Origin of the sequence: Pseudomonas edaphica, assembly GCF_965277385.1 — a bacterium.
GTDB lineage: Bacteria > Pseudomonadota > Gammaproteobacteria > Pseudomonadales > Pseudomonadaceae > Aquipseudomonas > Aquipseudomonas edaphica.
In genome coordinates, this window is sequence record NZ_OZ255725.1 from 4,829,602 (window position 1) to 4,850,956 (window position 21,355).

At 58.8% G+C, this 21,355-nt stretch carries 22 protein-coding genes and 1 tRNA gene; 11 read left to right on the forward strand and 12 right to left on the reverse strand.

What is annotated here, in order from left to right:
• Positions 1-22 precede the first annotated feature (22 nt).
• Positions 23-829, reverse strand: coding sequence for a c-type cytochrome (locus ACQY47_RS22040; RefSeq protein ID WP_428551830.1), 807 nt, complete (start codon positions 827-829; stop codon positions 23-25).
• A 648-nt stretch (positions 830-1,477) separates the two neighbouring features.
• Between ACQY47_RS22040 and ACQY47_RS22045 the strand changes: the two genes are divergently transcribed.
• The 3 genes from ACQY47_RS22045 to ACQY47_RS22055 all read left to right on the forward strand — a co-directional run bounded on the left by ACQY47_RS22045 (position 1,478) and on the right by ACQY47_RS22055 (position 5,760).
• A complete protein-coding gene (locus tag ACQY47_RS22045) occupies positions 1,478-2,683 on the forward strand; it encodes an acetyl-CoA C-acetyltransferase (RefSeq protein ID WP_428551833.1) in 1,206 nt (401 codons plus the stop codon).
• Positions 2,684-2,699: 16 nt separating this feature from the next.
• Positions 2,700-4,847 (forward strand): 3-hydroxyacyl-CoA dehydrogenase NAD-binding domain-containing protein, encoded by a 2,148-nt coding sequence (locus tag ACQY47_RS22050; protein ID WP_428551836.1) that lies wholly within the window; start codon positions 2,700-2,702, stop codon positions 4,845-4,847.
• A 187-nt stretch (positions 4,848-5,034) separates the two neighbouring features.
• The gene (locus tag ACQY47_RS22055) at positions 5,035-5,760 is read left to right on the forward strand and encodes an amidotransferase (protein ID WP_017138323.1); all 726 of its coding nucleotides are present in this window, start codon (positions 5,035-5,037) and stop codon (positions 5,758-5,760) included.
• Here ACQY47_RS22055 and ACQY47_RS22060 read toward each other — a convergent pair.
• The 3 genes from ACQY47_RS22060 to ACQY47_RS22070 form a co-directional block, all read right to left on the reverse strand.
• A complete protein-coding gene (locus ACQY47_RS22060; RefSeq protein WP_099548771.1) occupies positions 5,757-6,728 on the reverse strand; it encodes a magnesium and cobalt transport protein CorA in 972 nt (323 codons plus the stop codon). The genes ACQY47_RS22055 and ACQY47_RS22060 overlap by 4 nt on opposite strands.
• A gap of 134 nt (positions 6,729-6,862) precedes the next feature.
• Entirely contained in the window at positions 6,863-7,603 is a 741-nt protein-coding gene (locus tag ACQY47_RS22065) for a lysophospholipid acyltransferase family protein (RefSeq protein ID WP_428551841.1), read from the reverse strand.
• A 428-nt stretch (positions 7,604-8,031) separates the two neighbouring features.
• Positions 8,032-8,724 (reverse strand): crotonase/enoyl-CoA hydratase family protein, encoded by a 693-nt coding sequence (locus ACQY47_RS22070; RefSeq protein WP_017138321.1) that lies wholly within the window; start codon positions 8,722-8,724, stop codon positions 8,032-8,034.
• A 336-nt stretch (positions 8,725-9,060) separates the two neighbouring features.
• Here ACQY47_RS22070 and ACQY47_RS22075 point away from each other — a divergent pair.
• The 6 genes from ACQY47_RS22075 to ACQY47_RS22100 all read left to right on the forward strand — a co-directional run bounded on the left by ACQY47_RS22075 (position 9,061) and on the right by ACQY47_RS22100 (position 13,970).
• A tRNA-Ser gene (locus tag ACQY47_RS22075) sits at positions 9,061-9,150 on the forward strand.
• Between the two features lie 442 nt (positions 9,151-9,592).
• Positions 9,593-10,198 carry an RNA polymerase sigma factor gene (locus ACQY47_RS22080; RefSeq protein WP_428551845.1) on the forward strand — a complete coding sequence of 202 codons (606 nt, stop codon included), beginning with the start codon at positions 9,593-9,595 and terminating at the stop codon, positions 10,196-10,198.
• A 76-nt stretch (positions 10,199-10,274) separates the two neighbouring features.
• Positions 10,275-11,141: a patatin-like phospholipase family protein gene (locus ACQY47_RS22085; protein WP_428551848.1), complete on the forward strand. Its 867-nt coding sequence runs from the start codon at positions 10,275-10,277 to the stop codon at positions 11,139-11,141.
• 486 nt (positions 11,142-11,627) lie between these two features.
• Positions 11,628-12,248 carry a cysteine hydrolase family protein gene (locus ACQY47_RS22090; protein WP_428551851.1) on the forward strand — a complete coding sequence of 207 codons (621 nt, stop codon included), beginning with the start codon at positions 11,628-11,630 and terminating at the stop codon, positions 12,246-12,248.
• 49 nt (positions 12,249-12,297) lie between these two features.
• A complete protein-coding gene (locus ACQY47_RS22095; protein ID WP_428551854.1) occupies positions 12,298-13,032 on the forward strand; it encodes an isochorismatase family protein in 735 nt (244 codons plus the stop codon).
• Between the two features lie 35 nt (positions 13,033-13,067).
• Positions 13,068-13,970, forward strand: coding sequence for a LysR family transcriptional regulator (locus ACQY47_RS22100; protein WP_428551857.1), 903 nt, complete (start codon positions 13,068-13,070; stop codon positions 13,968-13,970).
• A gap of 126 nt (positions 13,971-14,096) precedes the next feature.
• Here the strand turns inward: ACQY47_RS22100 and ACQY47_RS22105 are convergent, their stop codons facing one another.
• The 7 genes from ACQY47_RS22105 to ACQY47_RS22135 all read right to left on the reverse strand — a co-directional run bounded on the left by ACQY47_RS22105 (position 14,097) and on the right by ACQY47_RS22135 (position 18,992).
• Positions 14,097-14,366, reverse strand: a complete 270-nt coding sequence (locus ACQY47_RS22105) for a short-chain dehydrogenase (RefSeq protein WP_428551860.1) — start codon at positions 14,364-14,366, stop codon at positions 14,097-14,099.
• A gap of 346 nt (positions 14,367-14,712) precedes the next feature.
• On the reverse strand, positions 14,713-15,753 hold the full coding sequence (locus ACQY47_RS22110; protein WP_169985004.1) for a DMT family transporter: 1,041 nt from the start codon (positions 15,751-15,753) through the stop codon (positions 14,713-14,715).
• 68 nt (positions 15,754-15,821) lie between these two features.
• On the reverse strand, positions 15,822-16,157 hold the full coding sequence (locus ACQY47_RS22115; protein WP_056861597.1) for a hypothetical protein: 336 nt from the start codon (positions 16,155-16,157) through the stop codon (positions 15,822-15,824).
• Positions 16,158-16,259: 102 nt separating this feature from the next.
• Positions 16,260-16,613, reverse strand: coding sequence for a gamma-glutamylcyclotransferase family protein (locus ACQY47_RS22120; RefSeq protein ID WP_428551864.1), 354 nt, complete (start codon positions 16,611-16,613; stop codon positions 16,260-16,262).
• Between the two features lie 9 nt (positions 16,614-16,622).
• Complete coding sequence (locus ACQY47_RS22125) at positions 16,623-17,282, reverse strand: M24 family metallopeptidase (protein ID WP_428551867.1); 660 nt, start codon at positions 17,280-17,282, stop codon at positions 16,623-16,625.
• 192 nt (positions 17,283-17,474) lie between these two features.
• On the reverse strand, positions 17,475-18,053 hold the full coding sequence (locus ACQY47_RS22130; protein WP_017134636.1) for a DUF4337 domain-containing protein: 579 nt from the start codon (positions 18,051-18,053) through the stop codon (positions 17,475-17,477).
• A gap of 54 nt (positions 18,054-18,107) precedes the next feature.
• Positions 18,108-18,992, reverse strand: a complete 885-nt coding sequence (locus ACQY47_RS22135; RefSeq protein WP_428551870.1) for a LysR family transcriptional regulator — start codon at positions 18,990-18,992, stop codon at positions 18,108-18,110.
• A 93-nt stretch (positions 18,993-19,085) separates the two neighbouring features.
• Between ACQY47_RS22135 and ACQY47_RS22140 the strand changes: the two genes are divergently transcribed.
• Entirely contained in the window at positions 19,086-20,054 is a 969-nt protein-coding gene (locus ACQY47_RS22140; protein ID WP_428551873.1) for an NAD-dependent epimerase/dehydratase family protein, read from the forward strand.
• On the opposite strand, the gene ACQY47_RS22145 is transcribed toward ACQY47_RS22140, so the two are convergent.
• A complete protein-coding gene (locus tag ACQY47_RS22145) occupies positions 20,014-20,397 on the reverse strand; it encodes a DUF2784 domain-containing protein (protein ID WP_017134639.1) in 384 nt (127 codons plus the stop codon). The genes ACQY47_RS22140 and ACQY47_RS22145 overlap by 41 nt on opposite strands.
• Before the next feature lie 221 nt (positions 20,398-20,618).
• Here ACQY47_RS22145 and ACQY47_RS22150 point away from each other — a divergent pair, with 221 nt between their 5' ends.
• Positions 20,619-21,308, forward strand: a complete 690-nt coding sequence (locus ACQY47_RS22150) for an HAD-IA family hydrolase (protein ID WP_428551876.1) — start codon at positions 20,619-20,621, stop codon at positions 21,306-21,308.
• Positions 21,309-21,355: the final 47 nt, after the last annotated feature.

The window sequence follows — 21,355 nt, forward strand, 5'->3', positions numbered from 1 at the left end:
CCACATTGGATTTGTGATGGGCTTAGGGTTGTTGCTTACGCCCCGCCATATGCTTCAAGTACCCCACCAGCAAATCCAACTCGCCATCGGGCAGCACACTGGCGTTAAACGCCGGCATCTTCGCCTGTGGCCAATGCCGCAAGCTCTGCGGGTCGCGGATGTAACGCTTGAGGAAATCCCCGCTGAAATACTCGGTGGGGTTGTAGGGAATATTCAAGTCCGGCCCCACCTGCGCATCGCCGCCGCCATTGAGCCGATGACACGCCAGGCAATTCTTCTGAAACAGCGCAAAGCCCTGGTTGACCGGGTCATTCGCCGCCAGCTTCGGGTCAGGCAACAAGGCCGGAAAACGCTCAGCCACCGTCTTCAATTGCTTGATCGCGGACACCTGGAACGGCCACTGTTCAGGGCTGATATGCCCGGCTTGCGGGTCGGTCCATACCAGATAAAACGGCCCGGCACTCGGTTTACCGTCTGCCAGTGCAGGCCACGGCTGGGCCGGGTCTTCCACTGCCAGCCAGGCGCGGGCACCGTGTTTCTCCAGAAGCGGCGCGGCTGTCAGTTCTGCGGCGAACCCATCCAGGGCCACGGCTTGCAGATGGTTCGCAGGCTTCAGACCCGGTAGCAGAGAGGCCAGCGGCACGGCGCGATAGGTCATAGTGCGCTTGTAGGAAACGTCATCGACGATCTGCACCGTCTGCGCATCCGGGTGCTTGAGCAGCTCAGCGGTCTGCCAGGTCTTGCGGGTGTGGTCGAGTTCGATGGTCAATTGCGCGGCCGTTGCCGGCAGGGCCAACAGCAAAGCGAGGAAGGCAATGATCGGTTTCAAGAGTGAGCCCGGTTCGAAGTGGCGGTGACGCCCACAATACCGGAAAGCTGCGCGCAAAAAGACAGCCCCTGCAACAGGACCGCTATGCGCAATGTCCTGGCAGGTGCTGCCAAAAGCTGCAGTCCTGGTGCTGTGTGTGCACGGAATCTGGAGGCTGAATCGTCACCCGATAACCTTGGTTAAATTGGGCAGGATCAGAATCAGTGTGGTGGCGAACAGAATAAGTCCCGCCTGACGTACTTTCGAATGTTTAAACATGGCTGACTGCCTTTTGTTGTTATTCCTGAGCGTCAAATGCGTGCCGATAAATTTCAGTATCGCGATGTGACGTTGCACTTTTCTTACAACTGCCCCAGCAAAACCTGGCAGCAGCTTCCTACTGATTCAACCTTAGAGCCCTCGTTCTTCGCGGCTTAGATCCATTTCATATCAGCTAATCAGTATTTGCGCTAAAAACGGCATGAGGCTTAGTGCCATCTTGGCGCCAGCCCTAGGGCTAGACAGCTAAAACGATTAATCAGCGGTTTCCCATAGCTGCCTACCGTTCGTCCGAGCGAGGGGGTCAAAAGCAATGAGCGCATCGGTCATTGAAACCGTGTCAATCGGGCCTGAAGGTAGGCACACACGCACTGGCTGCTCGAGGATGTCATGACCCAAGCTTTGATCTTTGATGCGATACGTACGCCCCGTGGCAAAGGCAAGGCCGATGGTGCCCTGCACAGCGTCAAACCGGTCAACCTGGTGGCGGGCCTGCTGACGGCGCTGGCGCAACGCAGCGACCTCGACACGCGCCAGGTAGATGACATCGTCCTTGGCTGCGTCACCCCGGTGGGTGACCAGGGCGCCGACATTGCCAAGACCGCTGCACTGGTGGCCGACTGGGACGTCAGCGTTGCTGGCGTGCAGATCAACCGCTTCTGCGCCTCGGGCCTCGAAGCGGTGAACCTTGGCGCAATGAAAGTGCGCTCGAGGTTCGAAGACCTGGTGGTGGTCGGCGGTGTCGAGTCCATGTCCCGCGTGCCCATGGGCAGCGACGGCGGCGCCTGGGTGCTCGACCCGCAGACCAATCTGCACAGCCACTTCACGCCACAAGGCATTGGTGCGGACCTGATCGCTACACTCGAAGGCTTCACCCGCCAGGACATCGACACCTTCGCCCTACAGTCCCAGCAGAAAGCGGCCAGGGCGCGTGCAGACGGTTCCTTCAACAAGTCGCTGATTGCGGTGCAGGATCAGAACGGCATCGTGCTGTTGGACCATGATGAATTTATCCGTGGTGACTCCACCCTCGAAGGCCTCGGCAAGCTCAAGCCAAGCTTCGAAATGATGGGGCAGATGGGGTTCGACGCCACCGCGCTGCGGGTCTACAGCCATGTGGAGCGTATCCACCATGTACACACGCCCGGCAACAGCTCCGGCATTGTCGACGGCGCTGCGTTGATGCTGATCGGCTCCGAGGCCAAGGGCCGTGAATTGGGCCTGCAACCACGGGCGCGCATCGTCGCTACGGCAGTCACCAGCACCGACCCGACCATCATGCTCACCGGCCCCGCACCGGCGACGCGCAAGGCGTTGGCCAAAGCCGGTCTGCGCGTTGAAGACATCGACCTGTTCGAAGTCAACGAAGCGTTTGCTTCTGTGGTTCTCAAGTTCATCAAAGACATGGGCATCGACGCCGCCCGAGTCAACGTCAACGGCGGCTCCATCGCCATGGGCCACCCGCTGGGCGCCACCGGCTGCGCGATCCTCGGCACCCTGCTCGACGAGCTGGAGGTGCGTCAGCAGCGCTACGGCCTGGCCACCCTGTGTGTCGGCGGTGGCATGGGCATCGCCACCATCATCGAACGCCTCTGAGCCCAAGGAATTTGTCATGACCGAAGCCATTCGTTACGAAAAAGGCCAGGACCAGATTGTGGTGCTGACCCTCGACATGCCCGGCCAGAGCGCCAACACCATGAACGGCGTGTACCGGGAGGCCATGGCGGCCATCGTCACACGCCTTGAGGCGGAAAAGGCCAACATCGCCGGCGTGGTTATCACCTCGGCGAAGAAGACTTTTTTCGCCGGTGGCGACCTCAATGAACTGATCAAAGTCGACAAAGCCCACGCCAAGGCTTTCTACGACAGCGTGCTGGTGTTGAAGGCGCAACTGCGGCGCCTGGAAACTCTCGGTAAACCGGTGGTGGCCGCGATCAATGGCGCAGCGCTGGGCGGCGGCTGGGAGATTTGCCTGGCGTGTCATTACCGCGTGGCGCTGGATGACAAATCCACTCAGCTTGGCCTGCCGGAGGTCACCCTGGGCCTGTTGCCGGGCGGTGGCGGGGTAGTGCGCATGGTGCGCATGCTGGGGCTGGAGAAGGCCTTGCCGTATTTGCTGGAAGGTAAAAAAGTGCGGCCGCAGCAGGCATTGCAGGCGGGTTTGATCAATGAGCTGGCGGCGGATCGCGATGAGCTGCTGGCCAAGTCCCGCGCCTGGATTTTGGCCAATCCCGAGGCCAAACAACCGTGGGACACCAAGGGATACCAGATCCCCGGCGGCACGCCGTCAAACCCAAAAGTTGCGCAGATGCTGGCCATCGCGCCGTCGATTTTGCGCAGTAAAACCAATGGCTGCTTCCCCGCGCCGGAGAAAATTCTCTGTGCGGCTGTAGAAGGCGCCCAAGTGGATTTCGACACCGCGCACCTGATCGAAACCCGCTACTTCACCGAGCTGGTCACCGGGCAAGTGGCGAAAAACATGATTGGCACCTTCTGGTTTCAGCTCAATGAGATCAACGCCGGCAGCTCACGGCCCAAAGGTTTTGCCCCTTATGTCACGCGTAAGGTGGGCGTGCTGGGCGCCGGGATGATGGGCGCGGGCATTGCGTATGTGAGTGCCTGTGCGGGCGTTGAGGTGGTGCTCAAGGACATCAACCTGGCGGCGGCCGAGAAGGGCAAGGCGCATTCTGCCGCGCTGCTGGACAAGAAAGTCAGTCGTGGGCAATTGACCGCCGAACAGCGCGAAAGCACCTTGGCGCGGATTCATCCTACGGCCTCCGATGCCGACCTGGCCGGTTGCGACCTGATCATCGAAGCCGTGTATGAGGACCGTGAACTCAAAGCCAGGGTCACGGCGGCGGCGCAAAGCGTGGTCGGCAGCGATGCCGTGATCGCTTCCAACACCTCCACCTTGCCCATCACTGGCCTGGCAACAGCGGTGCCCGATCAAGGCCAATTCATTGGCCTGCATTTCTTCAGCCCCGTCGACAAGATGCCGCTGGTAGAAATCATCAAGGGCGCTCACACCCGCGACGAAACCCTGGCCCGAGGTTTTGATTTCGTACTGCAAATCAAGAAAACCCCGATAGTGGTCAACGACAGCCGCGGCTTCTTCACCTCGCGGGTGTTCGGCACCTTCACCAACGAAGGCATCGCCATGCTCGGCGAAGGTGTGGCAGCGCCGATGATCGAAATCGAAGCGCGCAAGGCCGGTATGCCGGTGGGGCCGTTGGCGGTGTCGGATGAAGTGTCCCTCAGCTTGATGAGCCATATCCGACAGCAGACGGCGAAGGATCTGCAAGCCGAAGGCAAGCAAGTGCCGGCTCACCCGGCGACGGCTGTGATCGACCTGTTGGTGAATGAATACAAACGCACGGGCAAGGCGGCAGGCGGCGGTTTTTACGACTACCCCGCAGGCGGGCACAAGCATCTGTGGCCCGAGCTGAAAACCCGCTTTGAACAACCCGGCAAACAGATCTCAGCGCAGGATGTGCGCGACCGTTTACTGTTTATTCAGGCAATTGAAACCGTGCGGTGCGTGGAGGAGGGCGTGTTGATGTCCACGGCAGATGCCAACGTCGGCTCGATCTTCGGCATTGGCTTTGCCGCGTGGAGTGGCGGCGCGCTGCAGTTTATCAACCAGTACGGCCTGAACGACTTCGTTGCCCGGGCGCGTTACCTGGCCGAGCAATATGGCGAACGGTTCTCGCCGCCAGCATTGTTGCTTGAGAAGGCTGCACGGGGCGAAGCCTTCCGGTGATCAAAATGTGGGAGCGGGCTTGCCCGCGATAGCGGTATGCCAGCCACTGCAAATATCGGCTGATATGACGCCATCGCGGGCAAGCCCGCTCCCACAGGTAGTCACGCGGCGGGACTTGCTTTGCTGGGGTGTTTCAAGGCAGGCTCTGGGCTGTGCATTATTCCCATCACCGTGTCAGGTATTTTTTATGTCGCTACGCGTCTGTATCCTGGAAACCGATATCCTGCGTCCAGGCTTGATCGATCAATACCAAGGGTACGGGCAGATGTTCAAGCGCCTGTTCTCCAAGCAACCGATTGCCGCCGAATTCGTCATCTACAACGTGGTGCAGGGCGAATACCCGCCAGCTGACGAGGTATTTGATGCCTACCTGATCACCGGCAGCAAGGCCGATTCCTTCGGCACCGACCCGTGGATCCAGACCCTCAAAACCTACGTGCTTGAGCGCTATGAGCGTGGCGACAAGCTGCTGGGCGTGTGTTTCGGTCACCAGTTACTCGCGCTGCTGCTGGGCGGCAAGACCGAGCGCGCCAGCCAAGGCTGGGGCATGGGCATCCACGACTACAAGCTCAACGCCAAAGCGCCGTGGATGAGCCCGGTGGTGGAAGAATTGACCTTGCTGATCAGCCACCAGGACCAGGTCACCGCGCTGCCGGACAACGCCACGGTGATCGCCTCCAGCGATTTTTGCCCGTATGCCGCGTACCACATCGAAGACCAGGTGCTGTGCTTCCAGGGCCACCCGGAGTTTATCCACGACTATTCCCGCGAGTTACTGGAGATTCTTCAGACAACCTTGGGCGAAAAGGTCTACACCCACGGCGTGGCCAGCCTTGCGCGTGACCACCACGGTGCCACCGTGGCGGAATGGATGATGCGCTTTGTCGCCCACAAGCCAGAGGCTGCGGCTTAAAGCCAGCCCGAGCGTTTAAAGCTGGCCCACAAACTGGTGCAGCCCACCGCAATAAACCCGAGCACCGCAAAATAGCCGTAGTGCCATTGCAGCTCGGGCATGTTCTGGAAGTTCATCCCATAAATCCCCGCCACCGCCGTGGGGAATGCCAGAATCGCCGCCCAGGCGGCGAACTTGCGCTGCACCACGCTTTGCCGCGAAGCCTCCAGTAACACACCGATTTCGATGGTCTGGCTGGCGATATCGCGCAGGGTGGTGAGGTCCTCCATCTGCCGCGTCACGTGGATCTGCACATCGCGAAAATACGGGCGCATATTCTTGTCGATAAACGGGAAGCTGAGCTTCTGCAGCTCCTGGCTGATCTCCACCATCGGCGCCACATACCGTTTGAGCCGCAGCACATCGCGGCGCAGGCCGTGCAGGTTTTGGATATCGTGCTCGCTCAGGGAACTGCACAGCACGTTGCGCTCCAACTCATCAATCTCGGCGTGGATCGCTTCGCTCACCGGCTGGTAGTTTTCGGTGACGAAATCCAGCAGCGCATAGAGTACGAAATCTTCCCCATGCTCCAGCAACAACGGCCGCGCCTCACAGCGCTGGCGCACAAAACCGTAGGACGCCGAGTGACCGTTGCGCGCAGTGATGATGTAGCCGTTGCCGGCGAAGATATGGGTTTCGATAAACTCCAGCTTGCCGTTCTCGCGCACCGGTGAGTAGGTGACGATAAACAGCGCATCGCCGAAGGTTTCAAGCTTGGGGCGGCTGTGTTTTTCCAGGGCGTCTTCGATGGCCAGTTCATGCAGGTTGAACTGGCGTTGCAGGTTGGCCAGCTCCTGGGCGCTGGGTTCTTCCAGGCCGATCCACACAAAATGGTCGGGTTTGGCGGCCCAGGCGGCGCCTTCGTCGAGGGTGATATCCGTGACTTTCTTACCGGCGCTGTAAACGGCTGCCGCAACAACTCTACCCATGGTGCTGATCGCTTCTTATTAGGAGGACAGGTGTTGGGCAGCTTAGCCTGAATGGCGTTCCCTTGTTGCGGTGCAGAGGTCAGCTTTTTGTGGCGAGCAAGCTTGCTTGCGCTGGGGGCGAAGCCCCCCATCAATCACAAAGGCGCAGGTGCCCAAGCGGTTTGCAGCTCATGGTCCATCTCGGCAATACATGCCTCCATCTGCGCCTGACACGTCTGCATCAACGCCGGGATGTCATCCGAAGTCAGCCCGACGGTAGGAATCGGCGGCAACGAGCGTATGAGCACCTCACCGCTGTTCCAGCGATTGAGCTGCATATGCTTGACGTAAGTGCTGGCGCACACCTGCACAATCGGTACGCCAGCCGCAATCGCCATATGGAACGCGCCCTTCTTGAACGGCAGCAAGCCGTTACCCAGGTTGCGTGTGCCTTCGGCGAACACCCAAATCGAGGTGTCCTTGTGCTGCAAGGTCTGTGTGGTGGTGAGCATCGCCCGGCGCGCTTTGTGTGCATTGCCACGGTCAATCAACACATTGCCCGCCAGCCAGAACAACTGGCCGAACAACGGCACCCACTTCAGACTCTTTTTAGCGATACACACCGTGCGATGGGGCACCACATTGCCGAATATAAACAGGTCATAGTTGGACTGATGGTTGGCGATGACCACACAGGTGCCGGGCTTGTTACGCAACGAGTCGACATCGGCCTTAAGGCGCAAGCCCAGGATACGCATGGCAGGCAGCGCATACAGGCGAGCGCACAGGCGGCTGTTGTCCGGGTTGAACGGCCGGCACACACCCAACAGCACGCCCAATACCCCGGCGACCATAAAGTGCAGGCCCATCAACAACATACGTAACAGAAAAAGCATCGACACAGCCCATCGGGACAAAAGGTGGCGCAGTGTACGGATGTGCACTGTATTCGGCAATTGCCCCTACAGACGTAGGAGATGGGCGATGTTTAAGCACATGTTTCAACGTATGCCGACATAGCCCGACTAGAGCGGCTAAAGACGTTTCGGATTTATTTGTAAGAAAAAGCCCGACTCAAGGTCGGGCTTTGGCACATCAGCTTTAGGTATCTTCACAATTATTAACGGTGGCCACCTATTCTGTGGCGAGCGGGCTTGCCCCGCGTTGGGCTGCGAAGCAGCCCCAAAACCAGGCCCCGCGTTCTTTCAGGCGAAACCTCAGTGCCTTTACTGGGGCCGCTGCGCGGCCCAACGCGGGGCAAGCCCGCTCGCCACAACAGCCCGCTCAGAACAGATGTTGCTTATAGCTACTCAGCTATAGGGCATTAGCCCAGGTTGTGGCCCTGATCCTGAATGATTGCATCATCCAAGGCTTCCAACAGTGCCTTACGCACCTTCAACTTGGTGTGTTTGTGGGCATTCATATTGATCTTCTTCAGCTGCCGCGCCGCTTCCAGGGCCGCTGCGTGCAACTCCTCCGGCGCCACCACCTTATCCAGGAAGCCAGCGCCCAACGCGCCCTGCGGATCAAACATCTCGGCATTGATCACCGAACGATGAAACGCAGATTTACGCAGACGATCCCGCGCCAACTCGATACCGGCGTGGTGCATGGTCATGCCGATCGCCACTTCGTTCAGGCCAATGCTGAACGGGCCTTCCACGCCGATCCGGTAATCCGCCGACAACAGCAGGAACGCACCCTTGGCCACCGCATGCCCAGGGCACGCCACAATCACCGGGAACGGGTGCGACAACAGGCGCCGCGCCAACGTCGAACCCGATGTCACCAAGCCAATGGCTTCTTTAGGCCCGGCGGTCATCACCTTCAAATCATAACCACCCGACAGAATCCCCGGCGTGCCGGTGATGATCACCACCGCCCGATCCTTCTCGGCCTGATCCAGCGCAGCGTTGAACTCAGCAACCACTGCCGGAGAAATGGCGTTTACCTTGCCGTTGCTCAAGGTCAGGGTCGCGATACCGTCTTCGAGGTGGTAGGCAATCAACTCACTCATGACGCGGTTCCTTGTAGGAATTGTTATAGATAGGCTGTTAATAGAAGCGCATGCGCAGACGTTACCCACCACGCCCGCCCCGGTAAAGCGCCGTGACTGACTACACAGTCAGACTTTTCCCGCATTCCCAAGGGTAGACGGCCCGCAGCAGGGCACAGCCGCCGCGCCAGACGCCCGCAACCGATGCCCAAGAATGGCAGATTCACCGCCCCTCACCGAGCGAGTCACGGCATATCCGTCTAAGCGCATGAAAATTCTGAAAAAAACCTTTGCCATCAGAAAGGCTTTCGACTACATTAGCGCGCCTCGACAGACTGAACTGGTTTGACGAGATACGGTGAAGTGTCCGAGTGGCTTAAGGAGCACGCCTGGAAAGTGTGTATACAAGAAATTGTATCGAGAGTTCGAATCTCTCCTTCACCGCCACATTCTACAAACACAAACCCCTGATTTTCCTAGTGAAAGTCGGGGGTTTGTGGTTTTTGGCGTCCAAAAAATAGCCCCATGGGGCCGTCATGGGACTAGTGCGCATTTTTGGTGCGTTTTTTGTTCGCGAGATGCATCGCATCTCTGCGCCGTTGATTGGGTATGCGGTTGGCTAACTTTGGCAGGTAGCTGCAACTCAATGGTGTCAATCAAAGCAAAGGCGATTCATTGCCATACCTAATCTCCTCCCTTATTTGATTCTCTGTGCTGTGCATCCAGCGGAGGGATTGATCCGTATGTCCTCTTGAGGGCTCGAGTGCGATGAGTATCCGAGATCATCAAGCGATGCAGTGCGATGAGCGGTTCAGGCATTTCTTGATCCGAACCATCATTCCTGCCAAGGACAGCTACGATCATGATAGGACCACAGTCAGGTACTGCCATGAACGCCACGGATGACGCTCATTTTTTAGACCGCCTATTGCGCGGAGAACAAGACGCATATCGTGATTTGGTGTGCACGCATCAGGGCGCAATGAGGGCCATAGCTTATGGAATCGTGGGGCCGCGCTATGCGGACGATGTAGTGCAAGATGCATGGCTTGCGATTGTGAGAGGCATGGGGAAATTTCAGAGACGATCCAGCTTAAAAACCTGGATGCTAAGGATCACGTCGAATACGGCGAAATGTAGATACAAAGCTCGGCGCAGTGAATCGAACTGTATCCCATGTACCTCTTGGGTTGAAGGAAGAAGCGTTTTATTTGTAGATGATCTTTCCTACACTTCGCCTGGGGCGTTGCATGAAGATAGCCCCGAAGCACTTCTGAGCGAATCCGAGCTATATGCTCGAATTAACGTTGCTCTTGAGGCGCTACCGGATCTGCAAAGAAGCGTGTTGATACTGAGGGAACGCTCTGGATTGGAGCTGGATGAAATTTCTACGCTCCTCGGAATATCGCTGACTAACGTAAGAGTGCTTTTGCACCGAGCGCGTTTAAAGGTTTTTTCGGCAATTGCGGAGTACCAGTCTGTTTTTGGTATGTGAGCATCATGGTGATTTCCCAACTGCCTGGATGTTGGCACTCGAAAAATGGTACTGAGATTTCCACTGGAGGTCTGCCATGGCGACTGTAAAAACTGCACTCGTTCTCGCAGGTGGCGGTAGCCTCGGTGCGGTTCAGGTTGGAATGTTGCAAGCTCTTGTGGAAGACGGCATTAGATTCGATCTGGTGGTCGGCGCATCTGTCGGGGCCATCAATGGTGCGTATTTCGCAGCCAGGCCGAATGCGCAGGGGATCGCTGAGCTCGCTGACTTCTGGCGGGGTTTGCGAAAGGCGGATGTGTTTCCATTTTCTGTAATCGACACCCTGACGGCAATATTGCGACGTCGTGGATATCTTCTACGCGCTTCAGCGTTACAAAACCTGGTGCGCCGGTCGCTGCCGGTGAAATTGATCGAAGATACTGAGTTGCCTTTGTATATCGTCACCACCAATCTGCTCAGCGGTGCTGAAGAGTTACTTTCCAGTGGCAGTGCTGAGCAGGCATTACTCGCCAGCGCAGCGATCCCGCTGGTGTTTCCACCCGTCCGAATAAGTAACAAACTCTTAATTGACGGTGGCGTGGCTAGCAACACACCTATTGCCAGTGCGATCTCACTAGGGGCCAATCGTGTTGTTGTGGTACCAACTGGTTTCGGTTGTGCCTGCCCTAATCCGCCGATCGGGCTCGTTGCATTAGCCTTGCACACACTCAATTTAATGAGCATGCGTCAACTGGTACGTGATATTGAGTTGTACGCTCCGCGGGCGTCTATTCACGTTGTTGCGCCCTTGTGCCCATTAAATGCTTCGGTATTCGATTTCAGCCAAACAGATCAGCTCCTAAAGCGCGCTTACCAGTCGACCCAAACGTGGATTGAGGAAGGTGGGTTAATTCGCACTGGTGTGCCGGATTCGTTACAGGCTCACACCCACACCCAGATATAGGTAAATAGCCCGGGTTTCTAGAAGCGATCGGTCGGTTTCGATTGGCCGATTGCGACGGTTCACGAAAGTTAGATTGAAAGCGAAATTCGAATAACGCCACTTATATAAAACAGGCCCCCACATCGAAGCCAAGTGTGGGGGGCTTTTTTGTGAGCGTGGATACCAGATCCGGTATGGCTGGTATACCAATCCCACCTCAACTGGCTAACACTGAAAAACGGGACGGATTTATTCAATCGCTCACTTCTCTTGGTGGGCCAGTAAGAAAGTGCTTACACCGCTTCGTGGATCAACACAGGGGTGGCCTGCTCGCCACAATAAAGTGACCTCTTAACTGCCTGATATTAGCTGGACACGACCGGTTTATTTCGCAATAAATGTGCAGTTTTTGCACAGATATTGTTCATTCCTGTGTGTATTTCAAACATGAAAGCCCCCCTTAAACTCGACGCCACTCACCCCGTCACGGTTTAAGGAAACGCACAAATGACCAACCCCTCTCAACCGACCATCCGCGCAATGTCTGGCGCAACACCCGTCACCCAGCTTGACCCAGCCACCACCGCACTGCTGGTCATCGATTTCCAGAACGAATATTTCAACGGCAAGATGCCGATCCCCGAAGGTGCGGCCGCGCTGCATAACGCCCAGTGCCTGGTCGAATTCGCCGACCAGCACAAGATCCCGGTCATTCACATCCAGCACATCGCGCCAGCCGGTTCTGCAGTGTTTGCCCAGGACGGCAACACCGTCGATTTCCACCCACTGATGCAGCCGCGCGCTCAAGACACACTGGTGCAGAAGACCAGCGTCAGCGTGTTCGCCAGCACTGACCTGCACAACCAACTTCAGCACCAGGGCATCCGTACCCTGATCATCTGCGGCCTGATGACTCACGCCTGTGTCGCGGGTGCGGCCCGTGATGGTGCGGCATTGGGCTACGCCATTGTGGTTGCTAGCGATGCCTCGGCAACCAGGGCAATCACCCGTGCCAACGGTGAGTCGGTGACCCAGGACCAACTGCATGCCTCGGCACTCGCTGAAATTGAAGACACCTTTGGTGACGTGCTGACCACGTCCCAAGTCATCGGCTTGTCTGTGCGCTAACGGTCGGCCTTTCAGCACCCTAATTCAACTCGTCAAACAGGACTGCATCATGACTCGCACATTCGCCACTCCATCGAGCCGCCTTCTGCCCAAGCTGTTCAAATCTGCCGTCATCGGCCTGGGCTTGATGATGGGCCTCGGCCAGTTTGCTGCCGCCGCCGAGGCACCGGCTAACCCACACCCAACCATTCGCGCCATGTTCGGTGCCAAGCCAACTGACAAACTGGACGCCAAGACCACCGCACTGTTGGTGATCGACTTCCAGAATGAGTACTACACCGGCCGCATGCCGATCCCGGATGGCATGAAAGCCCTGGAAAACACTCAGCGCCTGATTGCCTTCGCAGACAAGGAACACATCCAGGTGATCCACGTGCAGCACATCGCTCCAAATGGCGCCGCAGTATTTGCCAAAGATGGCAAGACCGTGGATTTCCATCCGCTGATGCAGCCACGCCCGCAGGACAAGGTTATTCAGAAAACCACCGTCAGCGTGTTCGCCAGCACCGATATTGATGCCCAGCTGAAGAAAGCCGGGATCAAGACGCTGATCATTTCCGGCCTGATGACCCACGCCTGTGTCGCCGCTGCAGCCCGCGACGCCACGCCGTTGGGCTACGACGTTGTGGTAGCATCCGACGCTACGGCAACCCGCGCCATCACTCGCGCTAATGGGCGTTCGGTGACCAAGGACGAGCTGCATGAATCGGCGCTGGCCGAGATCGAAGACACCTTCGGTTCAGTGCTGACCACCGCGCAAATCGTCGCCTTGCCGGTTCACTGATCAGCCTGATCACTCATTGGAGTAACGCCCGCTTCATGAACCAGCTATCTGCCATGCGCGCCTTTCGGTGCATTGTCGAGGCCAGGGGCTTCTCTGCTGCGGCAGAGCGGCTGGACACTACCCACTCGACGATTTCACGGCAGTTGCAGCAGCTGGAACTTGAACTGGGCGTTCAGTTGATCAACCGCAACACCCGCCGCTTCAGCCTGACCGGCCCTGGGGAGCAGTACTTCGCAGCCTGTGTCGATATTCTTGACCGCCTCGATGCAGCTACCCAGGCCATGGCACAGGGGCATCAGCGCCCCGAAGGCCTGTTGCGGGTCAGTGTGCCGCTGGTGGTGGGCACGCTGGATTTGCCGCACTGGCTGCCGGGGTTTCAGAAGCGTTATCCCGATATCGAACTTGAGCTGTGCTGCGACGACAAATTCGTTGACCTGGTGGCTGAGGGCTTTGATGTCGCCATCCGCATCGCCAGCGCCCTGGGCGATACCACCCTGATCGCTCGCACCCTCACCGTTTCAAAACGCGTGCTGGTGGCGTCGCCTGCCTACATCCACACCCACGGTTTACCGCGCACCGCCCAGGAACTCGACGAGCACCGCTTGTTGAGGTTTGTCGGGGAGGCATCAGACTGGCAACTCACCTCGGCCCGTGGTGCAACCGTGAGCGTCACGCCCAAAGGCCAATTCAAGACCAACACCATCACTGCCTTGCACGCCGCCACACTGGCCGGCGCCGGCATCGGCTGCTTTACGCATGCCACGGTGCGCAACAACCTGGCTCAAGGGCAACTGGTGCCCATCCTGCCCAACTACTCGATGGGCGAGTGGCGTTATTACGCGCTGTACCCGCAATCCCGGCACTTGGCGCCCAAGGTCAGGGCGTTTGTGGATTACATGGCGGATTTTTACCAGGTGGATGCTAAAGCCGCCGTCTGAGAAAGGAAAAGAACAGATTTTTATTTGAGTCTTGTCACGGGCTCCATGCGAGGCAATTAAACCCCTGATTTCGGGAGAAACCAGGGGTTTTGTGATCTCTGGAGTTTGAAAACTGCCGTTTCTAGATCACGCGCCGGGCATATCCATGCGCCGGCCTATCACGTCCAGCAAATCGCAGCCGTCGCGTAACGGGATTGAGCACAGCAGGGCAAAATCACTGAGAACAACGGCATCACTGCTGATCTCGTTGCGCAGTGCAAGGTTCTCAAGGACTTGGGTGACGGCACGCAGCCGAAAACTCGCGGCGTCGAGGAGAATTTCCAGGGGGACGGTGGTATCGACAAAAAGGGCAGGGGTGGCGCTGTCGTTGCTGGTGAGGGCTATGTATTGGTTCATGCGTTAAGTCCGTTCACTTAGAGGAATATGAGCCACGCATTTGTCGCCAAACAAAAGGTGGCCGCTGTACGCAGGTTGGCGAACCGGTATAAGAACGGACAAAGACCGGCAGACCCGAAGGTCTCCCACGCACAGCAGCCGTTGAGCAGCTTATTGCGTGCAGGCGCATCCCGCAAATCTGCCGGGAGACTTCTGCCGTCTTAATAGTCGAGTCGCCAAACCCGTTCGCCCTGTGGGCGACCGAGTGACTATAGGCTTTGCAATTTTGAAGCGGCAGGCCGACGCTTCCGAATGAGCTGTAGGACGTTGCCCAAACCCATTTATATGGCTGCCAAAGACGCCATCCTCAATGCCGATGCCGATGATGCACATCCGGAAAATGCGCATGGCTATGCCGCATCACACTGTGAACATGCACATGACTGTGCGGCTGCGCCGGGTCCCACTCAAACCCGTGCTCATGCTGATGATGTTCATCATGCACATGCCGATGCCCATGTTCCGTCGCTTCATGCAGATGCTCATGGGCATGCCGCTCCGTCAGGTGCAACCACACGCCCACGGCCATCAGCGCGGATGCAATCCAGAACGCCACCGTTACCGATTCCCCAAACATCAGCAGGGCAACAGCCGCGCCGAGGAACGGCGCCGTCGAGAAGTAAGCGCCCGTGCGTGCACTGCCCAACCCGCGTAACGCCAGCACAAACATGACGAGGCTGATGCCATACCCCAAAAACCCAACCAACAAGATGGGCGCCAGCTGTGCCACACCCGGTATCTGCGCGCCGAGGTAAAGCGCCAGGCTGCTATTCACCAGCCCGGCAATCAACCCTTTGGCTCCGGCGATAAACAGCGCGTCCGAGGCCGAGACCTTGCGCGTCAGGTTGTTATCAATCCCCCAGCACAAACAAGCTACCGCCACGGCGAGCGGCCCGGTCCAGTCGTGGCTGGCGCCGCCGCCGTCGGACCATGACAACACCACGCCGCCCAGCACGATCGCGAGCATGCCGAGGACGATGCGGCGGTCGGCGTTTTCTCTGAACACCAGCCAGGCGATCACGGCAGTCAGCACCGATTCAAGGTTGAGCATCAGGGAGGCGGTCGCGCCGGCGGTGCGCGTGAGGCCGAACATCAAGGCAACCGGGCCGAGGATGCCACCGAAGGCGATGGCGCCGAGCAGCCAGGGCCATTCAGCACGGGTCAGCCCGCTGGGTTTCCAGCCGCGATCACGGATAAGGCGCACGCAGGCCAGGCCGAGACCGCTGCCGAGGTAGAGCAGGCCGGCGAGCAGTACGGGCGAAAGGTTCAGGCCGAGGCTTTTGGCGAGCGGGGTGCTGGCGCCGAACAGGGCGGCGGCGGCGAGTGCGTAAACGATGCTGAGGTTCATGGGCCATCCTCGAAAGGTTGACCCATGATACGTCGCTTGCCAGGGTCAGCGCCCTGACAACTTTATATTTACTGCGCGGTTTTCAGCTTGATCACATCACCCGAAATCTTGGTGGTGTAACCGTTCAGTACCCAGGCCCAGAACCATTTTTCCTGCACTTGAGTGTTGATCAGCGCGTCGCCGCCTTTGGCCTTGATGGCGGCATCCTGGGCGCGCACGAAGCGGCTGTTCTGGCCGATCGGGATGATGCCGAGCAACATCACGCCGGTGGCGCTGCCTTCACTGTGGCCCAAAACGGTGTATTGGCTGCTGTCGTACTGCGGGGATTTGATGGCGGTGCCGGTGCAGCCTGCGAGGGTGAAACCGAGAACAGCTGCTGCAACTACTTTACTGACGTACTTCACTGTGAAACTCCATGGACTGACCCTCGGGATTCAATTCTCGAGGGGGCGCTACTTTAAATCCTACATTGGCAGATTGAAATCAATTACCGGGATGTTTCATTTTCAGGCCTGCACGTACACCCACGCTGTAAGACCCGAAGCCAGCGCCACGGACACGCGCTTGTAGTCCGACACCTCATAGGCGTCCGCTGCCGCCAATTCCTGCGCGTTAATCTGAAAGACCATGCCTTCTACGCTGGCAGCCTTTTCTTCGCTTGGCGCGACAATCGGGTGATGGGTCTTGCCGCTGGTGGCGAGCACTTGCGGGTCGGTGATTGCTACCCAGCTTTGCGCATAGCCGAGCATGGCGTCGTGCTGGCCGACCAGTTCCCGGCCGAAGTTGGCGAGTTGCACGGCTTTGTCCTGCAAGGTGCCGTAGGAAAACAGCAGCACGGGAAATTGGGTGGAGCGTTCCATGGATGTTCCTTAAGCGAGTAGGTCTTCGTAAAAAGCGCCGTAGGGCTTGCTCGGGTGGGCGATCTGGATTTCCAGAATCCACAGCCCGGCATTCGGGTAATGCTCGAAATCGCCCAGGTCGCCGCCGCGATGGATGGCATGGGGGAAGTCGCTGACGCGGTGGCCTTTGATGTCGAGGTTCAAGCGCCAGCCCATGGCTTGGGCTTGCTCTTGGGCGTAGCGGTAAAGCTCAAGGCCTGCCACGTGGTCATTGTTCCAGCGTGATTGTACGCGGTCGAACAGCGCCTTGGCGGCGTTGGCGCAGGCGATCATGTCCGCGTCGTCGCCAACGGTGAAGGTGGCACCGGCGTCGCCTTCATGGCCTTGCCACACGGCGCTCATGTCGATGAAGAAGATATCGTTTTCAGCCAGCACCGGGTCGCCTTCGGAGCGTTGGTTGAAAGCCTTGAGGGTGTTGGCGCCGAAACGCACCAGCAGCGGGTGCCAGATGCGTTGCATGTCGAGCTCAGTGAGTACCTGTTTGCCCAGCTCGCGAGCCTCGGATTCAAGCATGCCGGGGCGGATGCGTTGGGTGAGGTGTTCGATGGCTTGCCAGGTCATTGCTTGGGCGTAGCGCATGGCGTCGATGCTGTAGGCGGCGCCCACGGCTTCTTTGGGTTGTGCAGTCACCGGTGTTCCCTCGCAGTCAGGCTGTGCTGGTCGTTATGCGTTTTACTATATAGCGATGCCGAGATGGAACCCAACCCTTAAAACACCACAGATCAAATGTGGGAGCTGGCTTGCCTGCGATGGCGGTGGTTCAGCAAACAGTGATGTTGCCTGACCCACCGCCATCGCAGGCAAGCCAGCTCCCACATGCTGTCAGAGGTGCAGCCAGGCCAGGCTACCCAGCACCATCGCCACTCCACCTGCGGTGTAGGACAGGCGCTTGAGCCACTCTTTACGCGTCAACAACGTAATCGCCGCCAACGAAATCGCGATCTGAATCGCGGTCATTGCCTGTGCCCAGCGGTGATGCTGGTGCAGCGCCTCTTCGGATTTCTGGTCCCATTCCTTGGATGTCGCCTCAAGCTTCTCGGCCTGTTTGCGCACCTCTTCCTTCTGGCCCTTGTAGCGCTCGATTTCGTCCTTGTAATGCGCGGCATCCACACCCGGAATATGCGTGGCCAGTTCCGCCAGGTTCTGGCGGCTGGATTTGGCCTGGTAGTAGTTCCACTGGTTGGCGGCTTCGGTCTTGATGATGGCGGCGTTGTTCTTGTCCATGGCCGCTTCGCTTTCGGTGGAGCCGGCCTGGTAGCTGAGCATGGCGCCCAGGGTGGCCATCAACGCGGTCATTACGGCGATGCGGCTGGCGAAATTATCACCGCGCCCGTGCGCATGTTCGGTGGTGTGTTCAATGTGTTTTTCGTGGGGGCTGGGGACTTCGAAGGCTTCGGACATGGGGGCGTCTATGAAGGGACTGAGGGAGACTGATTCTTTACCAGTGAAGCTGTCTCAATCCTGTACGTAACGCTGCAAACCTTGCACCAGCGCGTCGAATGTCACCCGGCAGCGCGGGCTGTTGCGCAGGTCTTCGTGCATGGTCACCCAGGTGTCCAATTTGAGCGCAAAGCCATCGGGCAGTACCCGGCGCAAACGCGGGTCGCGCTTGGCCAGTTGCACCTGGCAGCCACCGATACCGGCACCGGCGCGGATCAGCGCCAATTGCGCCAGGTCGCTGTCGCTGCTGATGGCGAAGGCGCTGCGTTCAAAGCCCTTGATCGCCAGGCTGCGGATAAACGCGTTTTCCTGGTCGAAGCCGATCACTGAATGGCCAGCCAGGTCTTGCATCTGCAAAGGGACGCCCTGCAGTTGCAGGTAATCGTCGCGGGCGTGCAGTCCCACTTCGATCAGGCCGACGCGCTGCGCCAGCAGTTGCTCCTGGCTGGGGCGGACCATGCGCACGGCGATGTCGGCCTCCAATTGCAGCAGGTCGCTGAGGCGGTTGGTCAGCACCAGTTCAACCCGCAAGTGCGGGTGCTCGCGGCGCAATTGGGTGATGATCGGCGGCAGTACTTCCACGCCGACCACCTCGCTGGCCGACACCCGCACCACCCCGCGCACTTCATCGCCGTGGGCAGACGCGGCGCGCTCCAGGGCGGCGGCGGTGCGTTCCATGGTTTCGGCATGGGCGCGCAAGGTGTGGGCCACCGCCGTCGGCAACAGCCCGGCAGGCGAACGGGTAAACAGCACCACGCCCAGTTCGGCTTCGAGCGCAGCAATGTGCCGGCCCACCGTAGGCTGTGTGATACCGAGCTGCCGCGCGGCACCCGATAACGATCCCTCCTTGAGTACGCCAAGGAACGACCGGTAAAGCTCCCATCCAACAGTCGATGCCATGCATAAATGTATAGCGGCAGGATGGTCTTCGGCAATTTATCTATAGCAAGGCTGCACACACAATGGCCTCACCAACTAATGTAGGAGAAGGTCATGAGCAAGGTTCTGGTGCTGGGGGCAACCGGCGGGATCGGCGGTGAAGTGGCGCGGCAACTGCACGCGGCAGGCTGGGAGGTGTGTGCACTGACGCGGGATGTGGGCAAGGCGCGCCGCGCGAATGCCGACTTTTCCTGGATCGAGGGCGACGCGCTCAACCGTGATGAGGTACGCGCCGCGGCCCGTGGTTGTGCGGTGATCGTACATGCCGTCAACCCACCGGGTTACCGCAATTGGGCTGAGCTGGTCATGCCGATGATCGACAACAGCATTGCGGCGGCCATCGCCGAGGGCGCGACGATTGTGTTGCCGGGCACGGTCTACAACTTCGGGTCGGATGTGTTTCCGGTGCTGTATGAAGATTCGCCGCAGCACCCGCAAACGCGCAAGGGGGCTATCCGCGTACAACTCGAGCAGCGTCTGGAACAGGCGTCCCGCCGTGGCGCCCGTGTGTTGATTGTGCGCGCCGGGGATTTTTTCGGCGCTCGGGTGGCCAACAACTGGTTTGCCCAAGGCTTGATCAAACCCGGTAAACCGGTACACGCCATCAGTTATCCGGGCGCACCGGGTGTGGCGCATCAATGGGCTTATTTGCCGGATGTGGCGCGCACCATGGTCGAGTTGCTTGAACGCCGGTCAACCCTGGAGGCTTTTGCGCGCTTTCATATGGCCGGGCATATGGACACGGATGGCACGCAGATGACCCAGGCGATCCAGCAGGTGGTGTTGCGCAGGACGGGCCAGCAACCACGCGTAGGTCGTTTCCCATGGTGGTTGCTGAAAGTGGCCGCGCCCTTTGTCGTCACCCTTCGCGAAATGCAGGAGATGCGTTACCTGTGGCAAACCCCATTGCGTCTGGATAACACGCGCTTGGTCGCGGCTTTGGGGCGCGAGCCGCAAACGCCGCTGGAGCAGGCGGTGGAAGCTACGTTGCTCGGTCTGGGGTGTTTGCCTGACGCTGTCTGATCAAGCGTACATACACCGCACTGTTGATCAGCAACACCACGGCGCCCAGCCCCAGTTGAATCTGTGGGGTCAGCCCGGCCGGGTAGATCAGCGTAAGAATGTAATGCTCGATAAAACCGCCGCCATAACCGTCCTGCCCGGCGAGGTGGCGCAGCAGGTTCTCCCAGCGGGTCAGCGGGCAGGGCAGGTGGAACACTTCCACCGCCACACCCCAGGCCGCGGCGGGCAGGTGCAGCCACATCACCGGCCGCCACTTGAGGGCCAGCAACCCGCCAAACAGCACGAACAGGATAAAACACAGGTGGAACAGCACCAGGCTGTCGGCGGCAATGCGATAGAGCATGAAGAGGTTCGCTTTTATCAGGGCTGGCGTTGAGTTTGCAGGTAGTCGATAAACACGCGCAGCTTTTTCGGTGTGTTGCTGCGGTTGAAGTCATACAAGTACAGCGCATTGTGGGCACCTTGAATAGCGCCGCAGGGTGGAGGGCCGCCAAGGTTGCTTACCTACGCTGTAGGCCGCTATTGTGCTGAAACCTTTTAGTCCTTCCCCAAGGTGCTGTTGCGATGAATGTACCGCGTACTCCAGTCGGTCCGATCAAGGCCGTGATTTTCGATATGGACGGGTTGTTGCTGGACACTGAAGGTATCTACACCGAAGTCACACAGATTATCGCCGAACGCTACGGCCGCACCTACGACTGGGGCATCAAGCAGCACATCATCGGCCGGGGCGCTCAGGACCTGGCTGAATATGTGGTGAAGGCGCTGGACTTGCCGATCACCCCGGCAGAGTTTCTGCTGATTCGCGAACCGCTGATGAGCGAGCGTTTCCCCAAAGCCCTGGGCATGCCGGGTGCCGAAGCGCTGGTGCGGCACCTGAAGGCGCACAATATCCCGATTGCCGTGGGCACCAGTTCGTCGCGCAATTCGTTTGGCCACAAGACCACCTTGCACCGTGAGTGGTTTGGCTTGTTCGGCACGATCGTCACGGCGGATGACCCTGAAGTGGGTGCCGCCAAACCCGCGCCGGATATCTTCCTCACTGCCGCCCGCAGGCTGGGTGTTGCGCCCGAGGATTGCCTGGTGTTCGAAGACTCGCCGTTCGGCGTGACCGCCGCCAAGGCTGCCCACATGACCGCCATCGCCGTGCCCGATGAAGCCATGGCCGACAGCAAGTACCAGCATGCCGACCAGATCATCCGCCAGCTGGCGGACTTCGACCTGGCGGCCTACGGCTTGCCGCCAATGTCCTGACCCAACACGGTCAAAAAAATGTGGGAGCTGGCTTGCCTGCGATAGCG

What these genes read in the sequence shown, in the direction of transcription:
- ACQY47_RS22045 (WP_428551833.1), top strand. Translation starts at nt 1,478, where the DNA reads ATGACCCAAGCTTTGATCTTTGATGCGATACGTACGCCCCGTGGCAAA.
- ACQY47_RS22050 (WP_428551836.1), top strand. Translation starts at nt 2,700, where the DNA reads ATGACCGAAGCCATTCGTTACGAAAAAGGCCAGGACCAGATTGTGGTG.
- ACQY47_RS22055 (WP_017138323.1), top strand. Translation starts at nt 5,035, where the DNA reads ATGTCGCTACGCGTCTGTATCCTGGAAACCGATATCCTGCGTCCAGGC.
- ACQY47_RS22060 (WP_099548771.1), bottom strand. Translation starts at nt 6,728, where the DNA reads ATGGGTAGAGTTGTTGCGGCAGCCGTTTACAGCGCCGGTAAGAAAGTC.
- ACQY47_RS22065 (WP_428551841.1), bottom strand. Translation starts at nt 7,603, where the DNA reads ATGCTTTTTCTGTTACGTATGTTGTTGATGGGCCTGCACTTTATGGTC.
- ACQY47_RS22070 (WP_017138321.1), bottom strand. Translation starts at nt 8,724, where the DNA reads ATGAGTGAGTTGATTGCCTACCACCTCGAAGACGGTATCGCGACCCTG.
- ACQY47_RS22080 (WP_428551845.1), top strand. Translation starts at nt 9,593, where the DNA reads ATGAACGCCACGGATGACGCTCATTTTTTAGACCGCCTATTGCGCGGA.
- ACQY47_RS22085 (WP_428551848.1), top strand. Translation starts at nt 10,275, where the DNA reads ATGGCGACTGTAAAAACTGCACTCGTTCTCGCAGGTGGCGGTAGCCTC.
- ACQY47_RS22090 (WP_428551851.1), top strand. Translation starts at nt 11,628, where the DNA reads ATGACCAACCCCTCTCAACCGACCATCCGCGCAATGTCTGGCGCAACA.
- ACQY47_RS22095 (WP_428551854.1), top strand. Translation starts at nt 12,298, where the DNA reads ATGACTCGCACATTCGCCACTCCATCGAGCCGCCTTCTGCCCAAGCTG.
- ACQY47_RS22100 (WP_428551857.1), top strand. Translation starts at nt 13,068, where the DNA reads ATGAACCAGCTATCTGCCATGCGCGCCTTTCGGTGCATTGTCGAGGCC.
- ACQY47_RS22105 (WP_428551860.1), bottom strand. Translation starts at nt 14,366, where the DNA reads ATGAACCAATACATAGCCCTCACCAGCAACGACAGCGCCACCCCTGCC.
- ACQY47_RS22110 (WP_169985004.1), bottom strand. Translation starts at nt 15,753, where the DNA reads ATGAACCTCAGCATCGTTTACGCACTCGCCGCCGCCGCCCTGTTCGGC.
- ACQY47_RS22120 (WP_428551864.1), bottom strand. Translation starts at nt 16,613, where the DNA reads ATGGAACGCTCCACCCAATTTCCCGTGCTGCTGTTTTCCTACGGCACC.
- ACQY47_RS22130 (WP_017134636.1), bottom strand. Translation starts at nt 18,053, where the DNA reads ATGTCCGAAGCCTTCGAAGTCCCCAGCCCCCACGAAAAACACATTGAA.
- ACQY47_RS22135 (WP_428551870.1), bottom strand. Translation starts at nt 18,992, where the DNA reads ATGGCATCGACTGTTGGATGGGAGCTTTACCGGTCGTTCCTTGGCGTA.
- ACQY47_RS22140 (WP_428551873.1), top strand. Translation starts at nt 19,086, where the DNA reads ATGAGCAAGGTTCTGGTGCTGGGGGCAACCGGCGGGATCGGCGGTGAA.
- ACQY47_RS22145 (WP_017134639.1), bottom strand. Translation starts at nt 20,397, where the DNA reads ATGCTCTATCGCATTGCCGCCGACAGCCTGGTGCTGTTCCACCTGTGT.
- ACQY47_RS22150 (WP_428551876.1), top strand. Translation starts at nt 20,619, where the DNA reads ATGAATGTACCGCGTACTCCAGTCGGTCCGATCAAGGCCGTGATTTTC.